This window comes from Lysinibacillus parviboronicapiens, assembly GCF_003049575.1.
GTDB classification, from domain to species: Bacteria; Bacillota; Bacilli; order Bacillales_A; family Planococcaceae; genus Lysinibacillus; species Lysinibacillus parviboronicapiens.
Map to the genome: position 1 here is coordinate 60,290 of NZ_PYWI01000006.1, position 12,607 is coordinate 72,896.

Below are 12,607 nucleotides of genomic sequence, written 5' to 3' on the forward strand. Positions count from 1 at the left end.
CATTAATTAAACAAACAATACACATTCTCTAGATGTTTCTTATACAAACTTGAGAGAGTTTTATGGTAAAGAAGTGGGAGACACAAAAAATAGTAAGTGTCGCTTTGAGTATTTTAAATTTGGAACAGTTGATAAAGATAAAGGGGATTTACGTGTAGAAATAGAATTAAGTAAAGAGACTGTAGAAAAGGGGATTACGACATGAACCGTTTAAATTTAATAACGTTAGGTGTTAAAGATATGGTAGAGTCACTAACATTTTATCGTGATGGACTTGGGTTTGAAGTATTTGTATATGGAGATGAATCAAGCCCAGATGTAATTTTCTTTAATAATGCAGGCACAAAAATTTCACTGTTTCAAATTGACCGCTTGGTAAAAGATATTAACGAAGAAAACACACCGCAGTTAGGTCATGGCTTTGCAGGAATTACCCTTGCTTATAACGGGAAATCTAAAGAAGAAGTTGATGAAGTATTTTTATTAGCTGAAAGGGCTGGTGCAAAAATCATCAAGAAGCCGGAAACAGTATTTTGGGGTGGATATAGTGGTTATTTCCAAGACCCTAACGGCTATTATTGGGAAGTTGCATATGGCGATAGCTGGGAATTTGATGAAAATGATATGTTAATTATTAGCGAGAATTAGAATATTTCGGCGTGTATTGAAAAATATTTTTCAATACACGCCATTTTTAAAATTCTTGGATATATAGAATTATGATTTGAGTTAGCGTTTTTGTAAATGTATAATACAAAATATGGATTTTCGAGGATACACTTATTTCTATTAAGCCGAAGTCATATATTTGGAGGATATAAATTGTTTCGTATATTGTACATAGAAGATGAAAAAGAAATAGGTCAGTGGGTGACAAGAGATTTAACAGAAAGAGGCTACGAGGTAACTTGGCTAGAATCGGGAGAAGAGCTCGAGAAATACATTGTAGCCGCAGATATAGTTGTATTGGATGTTATGCTGCCCGGATTAGACGGATTTTCTATTGGCAAGAGAATAAAAAAGGAAAATAAGGAATTGCCGATTTTAATGCTGTCAGCACGTACAGCAGTAGAGGATAAAATAGAGGGCCTGAATTTTGCAGATGATTATTTAACAAAGCCATTTCATCCAGACGAGCTTGTCGCACGTCTTGAGGTATTGCTGAGGAGATATCAAAAGAATGATGATGTACTAGAACTTCAGCATCTAAAAATTCATACGAAAGAGATGCGTGTTATCAACCGACAAACTAATGACGAGATTCAATTAACAGGTAAACAGTTTTACTTACTGCAATTTTTTATACGTCATTTAAATCAAATATTAACGAAAGAACAGCTCTATGAAGGCGTTTGGGGTGAAAGCTACATAGAAGGTGATAAAACATTAATGGTCCATATTCGATACTTAAGAGAAAAAATAGAAATAAATCCCGCTAAGCCAATGATTATTGAAACGATACGTGGAATTGGCTACAGGGTGAAATTATGAAATTTTTGCGACCATTTTTTTTTCTGCGATCATTATTAGCTAAATACATGTTGATTATCCTGATTGCCATGTCAATTACTCAGGTGGCTTACTTTGTTATTGCCCTTTTTGCGTTAGAAATCACTAAAACCGGGCAGGATGAAAGTTTAAATGAAGTTAACCAAGAAAGCAATGTTGAGGAAAGATGGCACGATGAAGCGAAGCACATACAAAATTTTACGGATGAAACAATTACGCAACATTTTGAAAGTTGGAAGCAGCGATATCCGAAAGCAGCAATGTTTTGGATAAGCGAGGATGGCACACTACGCTCAAAAGTAAATGTACAGGAGCAGCTACCATCAACATGGACACCTTCCTTTACAACAAAATTTATTAAAGAGCGTTATGGAGGAAATCCCTTTACGGTTATTGCCTTTGTAGGGGAGGATGAAACAAATGGTTTTATTGTTTTAGAAATTCCTAGAGATGTATTTAATCCACCACTGAGGAATATTTATGAACAATATGGTTCCTTGGTATTTTTGGGTGTTATTGTCATTGTCTTATTTTTTATTTGCATATCCTTTTTGTTCTTTAGAGGGATTCGAAAACGCTTATTAAAACTACAGGATGCAATGGAAATTCGGGATGTAGATGGACTACCTATTGAGATACATGTGAAAAAGAAAGATGAAATCGGACAGCTCGAACAAACTTTTAATCACATGGTGGTCGAACTGAGGGAGAGTAAACATCGCGAGAGGAAGGAAGAACAGCTACGGCGGCAACTAATCGCTAACCTGTCCCATGATTTACGCACGCCTTTAACAAAAATACGTGCGCAAGCTTACTCCATCAGTAAAGAGAATTTATCAGAAGAAGGCAAACAAGCGATTCAGGCAATGGAAACTTCCATTGTGAATATTGACGGACTAATTGAAAATTTAATGTCTTATACACTGCTTATGGCTAGTACATATATTTTTGAACCAAAGGAAATTAATGTGGTGCGATTTGCACGAGAACAAATGACTACATGGTATCCCGTTTTCGAAAAGGAAGGCTTTGACATTGATATTGAACTACAAGCATTTGACGACAATATGTGGCTGATCGACCCGCTTTGGTTAGGTCGCGTATTTGATAATATTTTTCAAAATGTACTACGACATGCGAATAGTGGGAAATATCTTGGCGTGAAAACAGAATCAACAGCACACTATGATGCATTTATCATTAAGGATTACGGGAAAGGCATGAAAAATGAATCAAATGCAAAAGGTGCCGGCATTGGTTTATCCATTGTGGACCTCATGGTGAAAGGCATGGAACTAGAGTGGGATATTACGTCAAGTGAATCTGGCACCATCATTAAAATAAAAAAACAAAAAGATTTGTCCAAATAACTGGGCAAATCTTTTTTTAAACAAATTTTAACCTTTGTCCTTACCTGCTTTTAAACTTCGTTTTTTATGCTTAATAAAGAGGTGAGGGAAATGGAATATATCGTACAAACAGAAAATCTATCGAAACGTTTTGGTAAAGAGCAAGCTGTAGCAGGTATGGATTTAAAAATACGCAAAGGTGAAATATATGGATTTTTAGGGCCGAATGGAGCAGGGAAAACAACGACGATTCGTATGCTTTTAGGATTGATGAGGCCATCATCCGGGACAATTAAAATCTTTCAGAAGGATATAACGAAAGAAAGAATTAATATTTTAGCGAAAGTCGGTTCATTGGTAGAGAATCCATCCTATTATCCACATTTAACGGCCTATGAAAATTTAGAAGCTATAAGAAAAATATTAGGTGTTCCGAAATCGCGTATCGATGAAGTATTAGAAATTGTTCGATTAAAGGATGCCGCAAATAAAAAAGTAAAAGGGTTTTCTCTCGGCATGAAACAACGTTTAGGTATTGCCGCGGCCCTTTTACATAATCCAGAACTACTAATATTAGATGAACCAACAAATGGACTTGATCCATCTGGCATTATTGAAATGCGGAATTTAATTAAACGACTGCCTTCGGAATACGGGATGACAATTATTATTTCAAGTCATTTGCTGTCAGAAATTGATCAAATGGCTACAACAGTGGGCATCGTCACAAAGGGAAAAATAATTTTCCAAGATTCGATCGAAGCCATGCGCACCTATGCACAGCCAAAGGTTTCATTCAAGGTAAGTAATAGCGAGCGAGCATGGCGTTCCCTCGTAGCGAATGGCATTAAGGCAGAATATAAAGAAGGGCAAATCTTAATGGATGAATGCTCGGATGAGAAAGTGGCAAAAATCGTGCAAATCCTTGTGCAAGATGGGGTTTCGATTTATCGAGTTGAAGAGGAAAAAAGATCTTTAGAGGATATTTTCCTTCAAATGACAACAGGAGAACAAGCGATATGATAGGAAAACTGTTGACGGCTGATTTTTTGAAGATTAAACGAAAAGGATTATGGTTTTTAACAGCTTTAGGTCCTATTGGTGTTGTTGCACTTCAGATGGTCAATTACGGGGTCAGGAAAGACTATTTGTTACAGCAAAGCGAAGATGATTGGAGCTACTATTTATTAAATGTCCATTCTTTTACACCGCTTGCCCTTGTACTAGGAATCGCAATTTTAACATCTTTTATAGCAAGCATCGAAAATGAGACAAATGCCTGGAAGCAATTAATAGCCTTACCTGTCTCTAAATTAACTGTGTATTTATCAAAATTTACGGTATTGGCAACATTGTTACTGCTGTCTTCCACGCTATTAATGGTATTTACATGTGCTTATGGCATGTTTTTAGATTTGGGTGAAAGTGTACCCTATATGGAGCTAGCTAAGTATAGTTATTATCCATACTTGGCAGCATTACCGATATTGGCATTACAGCTCTGGATTGCGAGTGTTAGTCATAACCAGGGAATTCCCATAACAGTAGGAATTTTTGGCGTGATTTTTGCATATTCTGCGTACGTTTTGCCAGATTGGATGATTTGGAAGTGGCCGTCATTAATGAATGAATGGGATGAGCCCATCATCAATGTACTGTTCGGTCTTGCTGTAGGAATTATTTTGTACATTATTGGGATGATTGATTTTGCAAGAAGGGACGTGAAATAATGCGCGCTTTACTGCAAGCTGAATGGTATAAATTACGAAAATCAAAAATGGTGCCAATTATTTTGGCGGGGCCGATAATCGGTCTTTTTATAGGATTAACTTCAAACCTTGAAGTTGATAGTCATATAAATGAGTGGTATCTCACTTTATTTTCAATGAATTTAACGTATGCCTTATTATTTTTACCGTTGATTACAGGTGTTTTCGCTAGTGTTATATGTAGATATGAACATCAATCGGGCGGTTGGAAACAACTTTTAGCATTACCCGTAACAAGAGGGAAAGTATTCGTAGCAAAATATTTATTAATTATGATGCTGGTCATGGCAATGCAACTGCTATATTTATGTTCTATCTATGCAGTGGGCATGATGAAAGGTTTTACAGATCCTTTTCCAATGGAGATTGTTTGGAAGAGTATCCTTGGCGGATGGGTGGCTACATTACCTTTAGTTGCATTGCAGTTGTGGATGTCTATACTGTTTAAGAGTTTTGCCGCACCATTTGCTGTAAACGTTATTTTTACGTTGCCTTCCATATTTGCAATAAATTCTGAACGATTTGGACCTTACTATCCATGGGCGCAACCCTTTTCAATGATGTATATAGGTGGAAATACAGAGGATGTATTCTTTGTACCTTGGGATCAATTATTAACAGTAGTAGGGGGAGGATTCATTGTATTTTTCCTTGGAGGTTATTTGTATTTCCAACGAAAAGCAGTATAACTTTTTCATATTGTAGAGGAGATTAAAATGCTATTTTCTAAAAAGAGTTTTATAGTTACAGCTATTTTTCTATCAGTTTTTTTAGCGGGATGTGATAACGGTGAAGCAATTAAGGATGCTTCACAATATGCTACGGCAATTGAAGATATTGATATTCCGGATGATGTAAAAGTAATTGGATTTGGTGAAGCAACCCATGGAAACATTGAATTTCAGACATTAAAGAAGGATGTATTACAAGCATTAATGGACAATGAAAATGTCCGTGTCTTTGTTTTAGAAGGCGATTTTGGTGGTGCACAGCAAATCAATCAGTTTATTTTGAATGGTATTGGAACAGCGGAAGAGGCTGTGAGAGCTCTTGATTATCGTATATATGAAACGCAACAAATGATTGAATTTGTTCAGTGGATGCACGACTATAACAAGACGGCAGACGAACAGGATAAAGTATATTTTTACGGTAATGATATGCAACGTTATGACTACAGTAAGCAAGGCATTTTACAGTATTATGAAGTGGTTAACAACGATATGGCAAAGCAATATGCAACACAGCTAGCTCACGTTACGAATGAGACAATGCGAGAGTTATCTAACAGTGAATTGAAGGAGCTAAATGCCATCATTGAGGCTATTATGATAGATTTACAGTCGAATAAGGCATCCTATATCAATCAATCATCTAATGATGCCTTTGTCTTTGCCTTACAATACGCACAAATCATGAAACAACGAACGCAATTGTTTTTAAATGATAGTGATTATATGGACCTGCGGGATGAATATTTAGCAAACAATTTGCAGTGGATTGTTGAATATGAAGCGAGTCGGGGTCATGATAAGGTTCTTATGTCGGCACATAACGGTCACATCGAGAAAACATCCGCATCAATGGCAGGTTACAAATCAATGGGACAGTACTTAAATGAGCTATACGAAAAGGCGTATTTTGCCATTGGTACTGACTTTGTTAACAATACGTTTCAGGCACAAAACGCAGGATCAGGTAAGCGTAAAAACTATACAGTAGAGCATCATAATGAATTAGTGGACGCATTTAGTGAGGTAAAGGACAATATTTTCTATGTAGACTTTGAAAAAGCTAGTGAATCGGCTGCATTATCGGATATTTTTAGGAAAGAACAAAGAATGGGCAATATAGGTGATGATTTCCGCCCTTGGTATAAGTTGTCGAAGATGCTGTATACAATTAAAATGACACCATCAGAAGCCTACGATGGCATTATTCTTGTCAAAGAAGCAACAGCAACAACAGTGATGGAATAACAACAATAAGCACGAATTTAGCAAGCACTATCAAAAATTCTTTCACATCATCGATTATGATAATTTGTGAGGTGAGCAATATGGAGTATAGTCGTGCAACACAAAGGACCATTGCCTATATTGAGGAGCATTTATCGGAGGAAATTCAGTTAGTGAGCCTTCCGAAAATTGTTGGCTATTCGAGGTTTCACTTAAGCCGTATTTTTAAACTCGAAACGGGCTTAACAATTGGCGAGTATATTCGAGTACGCCGATTAGCTACGGCTGCCTCCTATTTGTTGTACTCAGATGAATCCATTTTAACGATCGCATTTGAGCTCCAGTTTCAATCGCAGGAAGCATTCACAAGAGCTTTCAAAGATGTGTATAAGTTGCCACCGGGGAAATACCGCAAATTAATGCAATCATTAAGTATGATGGAGGAGGAACAAGCGATGAACGCACAACAACCAATTAAAGGTTGGCTATTAAGTGGAGCGAACCCTGAGCTATATGGATTTCAAGTGGATGAAGCGGTATTTCACGCAGGAACTAAATCAGGTGTTTTGTATGCTAAGGAAGTTACGAATAATAGAGAGCACTTTGCGACGATGATGCAAGGCTTTCAAGCACATGCGTACGAAGGAAAGCGACTAAAAATGTCGTGTTATTTAAAGACTGCACAAGTAACAAAATGCGGAGCATGGCTTCGTATTGATAACGGCACTGGAGATACCATTCAATTTGATAATATGGATAATCGGTCCATTCAAGGGACAACGGAGTGGAATCATTATTCCATCGTTTTAGATGTACCAGAAGAAAGTGCATCCATTTACTTCGGTGTACTGTTAATTGGTGCGGGAAAGGTATGGGCGGATGGCTTTCGATTTGAGGAAGTGGATAATAAAGTCCCAACGACAAATATGCTTACGCAAGAACAACTACCAAAACAACCTTTTAATCTAGACTTTAGCGAATAAGGTGTGGAAAAGGTTATCTTTGGAATTTCTTTTGTGGTGAAGTATTGATTACCTCTAATTTGTAAAAGATAACAACAGAGGAGGTGTGATACGATGGCACAACAGATTTTATGTGAAGTCAATAACTGCACGTATTGGGACTCTGGAAACAAATGTACCGCAGAAGCTATTTATGTAGTTAGTCAAAAAGGTCAACAGGCTTCCAATAGTGAGGATACAGATTGTAAAACATTTAAACCTGAAACGCATTAAATGGATGAGGGTAATCATTAATATGTTTACCCTCGAACTGTAGATAAACTCAAAAAATTGAGTTTGTTTACAGTTTTTTCTTTTATATAGGAACCCCGTGATTTCTGCTACAGCGGACGCTTTTCGTGGCATGGCTTCAGTTTCTACGTCGCTATGCTTGTGCGGGGCTTTTTAGCTCAGGCTATTCTTTGCAGGAAGCATTGCTCTGTAACGAAGGCGAATGCCGTCAGCTACACTCGCCGCCTGCGTTCCAATTGACTAGTGCACGTCTATAAATTATTGAGATGATACTGTAAAAGCCCGCTTAGCCCAACGAACCATCTGTGGGGAAGAAGAAAACCCATGGATTGAAGTTTCACTTTATCCCGCAGGAACGGTCAGTAAGATGCCCATCTCAAGAGGAGGGCTAACAATGAGTAAACGTACGAAGTACTCAACTGACCGTAAAAGCCCGATTGGTTCAACTAACAATCAGTGGCTGATTGAAGTTTCACTTTATCCCGCAGGAACGGTCAGTAAGATGCCCATCTCAAGAGGAGGGATAACAATGAGTAAACGTACGAAGTACTCAACTGACCGTAAAAGCCCGATTGGTTCAACTAACAATCAGTGACTGATTGAAGTTTCACTTTATCCCGCAGGAACGGTCAGTAAGATACCCATCTCAAGAGGAGGGCTAACAATGAGTAAACGTACGAAGTACTCAACTGACCGTAAAAGCCCGATTGGTTCAACTAACAATCAGTGACTGATTGAAGTTTCACTTTATCCCGCATGAACGGTCAGTAAGATGCCCATCTCAAGAGGAGGGCTAACAATGAGTAAACGTACGAAGTACTCAATTGAACGTAAAAGCCCGATTGGTTCAACTAACAATCAGTGACTGATTGAAGTTTCACTTTATCCCGCATGAACGGTCAGTAAGATGCCCATCTCAAGAGGAGGGATAACAATGAGTAAACGTACGAAGTACTCAACTGACCGTAAAAGCCCGATTGGTTCAACTAACAATCAGTGACTGATTGAAGTTTCACTTTCTTGATGGACATCCACTTTATCTTTCTGGAATAACAAGTAATGAGCATTTTTTACTTTTTCCTCTACATAATCTAACGAATAATTGCCAACAGAATCTGTTAAATCCCCAATTGCGCGGGATAAATTATCGACCACTGGAATTAATGTATCAAAACGCGTCAATTCTTTCCCTGCATTCATCTCATCCATGATTTCATAAGCAAGATGTTGAATTCTTCGAAGGCGCATTTTTTCTTTTTGCATCATATCCTCCTTGTACACCGTTTTATCCTGCCCTAACAGTAGTAAGACGCCCACCTCAAGTTGAATGATGAGAACGAGATAACTAGATGGGTGAACAACTGACAGTAAAGGACCGATTGGTTCAACTAACAATCAGCGAAGGATGATGAAAACTCCCACTGATTGAAGTTTCACTTTTTCCTGTCTAAACATATGCCTAACAATAGGCGTTCATGAGTCGAACATGGTTCGTAAATTCTTACTATTTACAGTGGCAAGTAAGTGGCTATTAACTAAAATAATTATTGGAGTTTGTAAGGGCGAGAGCAATTTCTTTTATGCCCATGTCAATTTTTTGTTCTTCCATATTCGAAACATTTAGTTTTAAAATCCGTTCACGGTAAAATCCATCTAAATAATTGCGTTCAATGCTATCCAAAAAAATATGCTGCTGTGTCAATTGTTGAATTAATAACTTCAAATTGACTTGCTTTGGTAAAATGATATGGCTGTGCATGCAATTATCCGTAGCTGTTTTATACATCGGTAAATGCTTATTTAGGGAATGCTGAAGAGTATTGGCACGCTGCTTATAATCCTCAGCTACGGTTAATTGATAGCGATTGAACATGCCACTTTTCAAATAAAGCTCCAAGGCCGCTTGTGAAATCATGGAGCTATCAATATCGGTAGTATTTTTATATTGCTGAAAAGTGCTAATTAATGCAGGAGGCAGCACTGCCAGTCCAATACGTAAACCTGGAAACATAATTTTAGAAAAACTTTTTAAGTAAATTACACGCTCTTCCAGATCCTCAGTAAATAATGAATCCCTTTTCGAATTTTGCTCAAAGTCAGCCAAATAATCATCTTCCACAATATAAACATCATATTTAACAGCAAGTTTAAGAATACTATCTTTTTCTTTTTTGTTATAAGAACAACCGAGTGGATTATGGAAACGAGGCATTGTATAAAAAAATTTAATAGTATTAGTACTAAAAATTTGTTCTAATTCATCTAAGTCAATGCCTTGAGCCGTTCTTTTAATACCTATTACTGGCAGTCTATAGGTTTTCAAATAATCCATGTATAAATGATAACTTGGCTGTTCTACTAGCACGGTTGTGAGCTGATTTGGAAAAGGCATGATACTGAGCAAGGATAGGGATTGCTGAACACCTGAAGTAATGAAAATATTGTCTTCATGTGTGAATATTTGATATGTTTCTAATAACTTTTTTGCCTCGACAATTAATGATGGTAAGCCTTTGGGTGTGCCATAACGAAATAGGTCCGCTTGATATGTATCAATCGCTTTGTTAATGCAGTGCTGAAAATCTTTGTAAGGAAAAGCATGCCAAGTTGGAGATGATGTCGCAAAATCTATAAAATCATTTGCTGATGGTACATGTGGTAGCTGATGATCCACAACAAAATAGCCGCTTTTAGGGATTGCATAGATCAAATGTTGATTTTCTAGTTTCTTTAAAGCTGTTAGTACTGTACTTTTACTACAAGAAAATTGTTGGGATAAATTTCTAATAGAGGGCAGCTTTGCACCAGCCAAAAGGGTACCTGTTTGAATTTGTTGTATTAATTGATTGTAGATAAAGTCATATTTAAGCATGTTCAACCTCCCTACACATCTGTATCGGTACAGATGTGTTTTTTTGATATCGTGCAATTGTATATTTTTTAATACGATAGCTTTACCGGCCGGAAAGAATATAGAAGGAGTTTATCATATGGCAGAAAAAAGAAAGGCCTATACAGCAGCAATTATTTATGCATTCGTTATTGGGCTTTCGTTTATGTTCGTTAAAATGACACTAGCTGTCGCAAGTTCAATGGATTCACTTGCACATCGTTTTACGATTGCAATGATTGGGGTCAGCATCTTAGTTGTGCTTAAGCGAGAAAAAATGAAAATCGACAAATATGATTTATTGAAAATTTTACCTTTGGCATTATTATACCCAATCGCTTTTTTCACTTTCCAGGTGTTTGGATTGGCCCGTATATCTTCCTCAGAAGCGGGTGTTATTCATGCAACTGTTCCTATTTTTACAGTAGTATTTGCCAGTACGTTATTAAAGGAAAAAGCTACACGCAGACAGCTTATTTTTATTAGTTTATCGGTCATTGGTGTTATATATATGCTCTTTATGAATGGAGAGAGCACTAATACCGCGAATATAATTGGCAGTGGCTTCATTTTACTATCTGCGCTCGCTACATCGTTATATAACGTCTTTGCTAGAAAGTTAATACAACAATACACATTAGTGACATTAACATATGTTATGACATTATGTGGATTTCTTGTGTTTAACGCAATAGCAGTCGGTAATCATGTAGTAAACGGTACTATCAATCAATTCTTCCTACCCTTTATGCATATTGATTTTGTTCTAGCTATTTTATATTTAGGTATTTTATCGTCACTCGGTACATCCTATCTTTCAAACTATGCATTATCTAAAATAGAAGCATCAAAAATGAGTGTTTTTAGTAATTTTGCCACACTCATTACGATAGTTGCTGGCGTTATCTTTTTGCAAGAGACATTCCATCTATATCATCTAATCGGAGCTATTGTCATTATTATTGGGGTTGTAGGCACTAACTATTTTGGAAATGAGAGAAAAAGCAATGAAAAAATATAGCCTTTTACTTGTTATAAGCTCATTGGGGGCTCCCAATTCGCTATAGACAGGGGAAGAAATCGGCTATTGGTTAATATAGAAGATGCATATGATAACAATGCTTTTAAGCAGAAATTGTTAATACCTTTAGGTCCAAATGGCAATCTTTAGCAAAGTTAAACGAGCATAGACCTCAACAAAATGCACATATAGTAATTAATAATAATGAGGTTGAATACCCTTATTTCCAGTAGCGAAAAGGAGGTTTGCATGTGATTTATATTATTAGACATTGTGCAGCTCAGGGGCAATCTTCAGATTGTGAACTAACAGAAAATGGCTTAAAACAGGCTAAGTCTTTAGCTTATTTCTTCAACAATGTCAAAATAGACCGAATAATTTCAAGTCCTTTTTTACGTGCTATTCAATCTATAGAGCCTTTAAGTACAAGAAAGAATGTAAAGATTGAAATAGAGGAGCGACTCACAGAGCGTATTTTAAGTACAAGAGACTTACCTGACTGGTATGAAAAACTAAAAGCTACATTTTATGATATGGAATTAAAATATGACGGTGGAGAGTCTAGTCAAGAAGCAATGAATCGCATCGTACATGTTGTAAATGAAACCTTTACAAGTGGGACAGAAAATACAATTATCGTCAGCCACGGGAATATAATATCTTTACTGTTAAAACATTATCAACGTGATATTAATTTTCAGGTATGGGAAAACCTTCGTAATCCGGATGTTTTTCAATTAAGCAATATTCACAATGAAGTGACAATAAAACGTATTTGGGATGAAGAAAAAGCGTAGCTCCAAACAAGGAGCCTTGCTACATGAAATGTAGTAAGCCCTTGTTTCAGTCAATATTTTG

14 protein-coding genes are annotated in these 12,607 nt (G+C 36.8%); 12 read left to right on the plus strand and 2 right to left on the minus strand.

Features of this window, described 5'->3' with window-relative positions:
* Positions 1-201 precede the first annotated feature (201 nt).
* The 10 genes from C9J35_RS07525 (at position 202) to C9J35_RS07570 (ending at position 8,433) form a co-directional block, all read left to right on the plus strand.
* Positions 202-648, plus strand: a complete 447-nt coding sequence (locus C9J35_RS07525) for a VOC family protein (RefSeq protein ID WP_107924032.1) — start codon at positions 202-204, stop codon at positions 646-648.
* A gap of 174 nt (positions 649-822) precedes the next feature.
* Positions 823-1,491: a response regulator transcription factor gene (locus tag C9J35_RS07530; RefSeq protein WP_107924033.1), complete on the plus strand. Its 669-nt coding sequence runs from the start codon at positions 823-825 to the stop codon at positions 1,489-1,491.
* Positions 1,488-2,879: a HAMP domain-containing sensor histidine kinase gene (locus tag C9J35_RS07535; RefSeq protein ID WP_107924034.1), complete on the plus strand. Its 1,392-nt coding sequence runs from the start codon at positions 1,488-1,490 to the stop codon at positions 2,877-2,879. The genes C9J35_RS07530 and C9J35_RS07535 overlap by 4 nt, the downstream gene beginning before the upstream one ends.
* Before the next feature lie 90 nt (positions 2,880-2,969).
* Positions 2,970-3,881, plus strand: coding sequence for an ABC transporter ATP-binding protein (locus C9J35_RS07540; RefSeq protein ID WP_107924035.1), 912 nt, complete (start codon positions 2,970-2,972; stop codon positions 3,879-3,881).
* Complete coding sequence (locus tag C9J35_RS07545; protein ID WP_107924036.1) at positions 3,878-4,588, plus strand: ABC transporter permease; 711 nt, start codon at positions 3,878-3,880, stop codon at positions 4,586-4,588. Before C9J35_RS07540 ends, C9J35_RS07545 begins: the two co-directional genes overlap by 4 nt.
* Complete coding sequence (locus tag C9J35_RS07550) at positions 4,588-5,316, plus strand: ABC transporter permease (RefSeq protein ID WP_054768282.1); 729 nt, start codon at positions 4,588-4,590, stop codon at positions 5,314-5,316. Before C9J35_RS07545 ends, C9J35_RS07550 begins: the two co-directional genes overlap by 1 nt.
* Before the next feature lie 27 nt (positions 5,317-5,343).
* On the plus strand, positions 5,344-6,606 hold the full coding sequence (locus tag C9J35_RS07555) for an erythromycin esterase family protein (protein WP_054768283.1): 1,263 nt from the start codon (positions 5,344-5,346) through the stop codon (positions 6,604-6,606).
* Positions 6,607-6,686: 80 nt separating this feature from the next.
* On the plus strand, positions 6,687-7,568 hold the full coding sequence (locus C9J35_RS07560) for a helix-turn-helix domain-containing protein (RefSeq protein ID WP_054768284.1): 882 nt from the start codon (positions 6,687-6,689) through the stop codon (positions 7,566-7,568).
* A gap of 93 nt (positions 7,569-7,661) precedes the next feature.
* Complete coding sequence (locus tag C9J35_RS07565; RefSeq protein ID WP_107924037.1) at positions 7,662-7,820, plus strand: DUF1540 domain-containing protein; 159 nt, start codon at positions 7,662-7,664, stop codon at positions 7,818-7,820.
* A 412-nt stretch (positions 7,821-8,232) separates the two neighbouring features.
* The gene (locus C9J35_RS07570) at positions 8,233-8,433 is read left to right on the plus strand and encodes a hypothetical protein (RefSeq protein WP_167395933.1); all 201 of its coding nucleotides are present in this window, start codon (positions 8,233-8,235) and stop codon (positions 8,431-8,433) included.
* 398 nt (positions 8,434-8,831) lie between these two features.
* On the opposite strand, the gene C9J35_RS07575 is transcribed toward C9J35_RS07570, so the two are convergent.
* Together C9J35_RS07575 and C9J35_RS07580 are read right to left on the minus strand one after the other, a co-directional pair.
* Positions 8,832-9,101 (minus strand): group-specific protein, encoded by a 270-nt coding sequence (locus C9J35_RS07575; RefSeq protein ID WP_107924039.1) that lies wholly within the window; start codon positions 9,099-9,101, stop codon positions 8,832-8,834.
* 268 nt (positions 9,102-9,369) lie between these two features.
* Positions 9,370-10,710 carry an aminotransferase-like domain-containing protein gene (locus C9J35_RS07580; protein WP_107924040.1) on the minus strand — a complete coding sequence of 447 codons (1,341 nt, stop codon included), beginning with the start codon at positions 10,708-10,710 and terminating at the stop codon, positions 9,370-9,372.
* Positions 10,711-10,828: 118 nt separating this feature from the next.
* Between C9J35_RS07580 and C9J35_RS07585 the strand changes: the two genes are divergently transcribed.
* On the plus strand, positions 10,829-11,749 hold the full coding sequence (locus tag C9J35_RS07585) for a DMT family transporter (protein WP_107924041.1): 921 nt from the start codon (positions 10,829-10,831) through the stop codon (positions 11,747-11,749).
* A gap of 245 nt (positions 11,750-11,994) precedes the next feature.
* Entirely contained in the window at positions 11,995-12,546 is a 552-nt protein-coding gene (locus tag C9J35_RS07595; protein WP_107924042.1) for a histidine phosphatase family protein, read from the plus strand.
* Positions 12,547-12,607: the final 61 nt, after the last annotated feature.

Excerpts from the sequence above, each read along its gene's own strand:
- C9J35_RS07525 (WP_107924032.1), top strand. The coding sequence starts at position 202 with ATGAACCGTTTAAATTTAATAACGTTAGGTGTTAAAGATATGGTAGAG.
- C9J35_RS07535 (WP_107924034.1), top strand. The coding sequence starts at position 1,488 with ATGAAATTTTTGCGACCATTTTTTTTTCTGCGATCATTATTAGCTAAA.
- C9J35_RS07540 (WP_107924035.1), top strand. The coding sequence starts at position 2,970 with ATGGAATATATCGTACAAACAGAAAATCTATCGAAACGTTTTGGTAAA.
- C9J35_RS07545 (WP_107924036.1), top strand. The coding sequence starts at position 3,878 with ATGATAGGAAAACTGTTGACGGCTGATTTTTTGAAGATTAAACGAAAA.
- C9J35_RS07550 (WP_054768282.1), top strand. The coding sequence starts at position 4,588 with ATGCGCGCTTTACTGCAAGCTGAATGGTATAAATTACGAAAATCAAAA.
- C9J35_RS07555 (WP_054768283.1), top strand. The coding sequence starts at position 5,344 with ATGCTATTTTCTAAAAAGAGTTTTATAGTTACAGCTATTTTTCTATCA.
- C9J35_RS07560 (WP_054768284.1), top strand. The coding sequence starts at position 6,687 with ATGGAGTATAGTCGTGCAACACAAAGGACCATTGCCTATATTGAGGAG.
- C9J35_RS07565 (WP_107924037.1), top strand. The coding sequence starts at position 7,662 with ATGGCACAACAGATTTTATGTGAAGTCAATAACTGCACGTATTGGGAC.
- C9J35_RS07570 (WP_167395933.1), top strand. The coding sequence starts at position 8,233 with ATGAGTAAACGTACGAAGTACTCAACTGACCGTAAAAGCCCGATTGGT.
- C9J35_RS07575 (WP_107924039.1), bottom strand. The coding sequence starts at position 9,101 with ATGCAAAAAGAAAAAATGCGCCTTCGAAGAATTCAACATCTTGCTTAT.
- C9J35_RS07580 (WP_107924040.1), bottom strand. The coding sequence starts at position 10,710 with ATGCTTAAATATGACTTTATCTACAATCAATTAATACAACAAATTCAA.
- C9J35_RS07585 (WP_107924041.1), top strand. The coding sequence starts at position 10,829 with ATGGCAGAAAAAAGAAAGGCCTATACAGCAGCAATTATTTATGCATTC.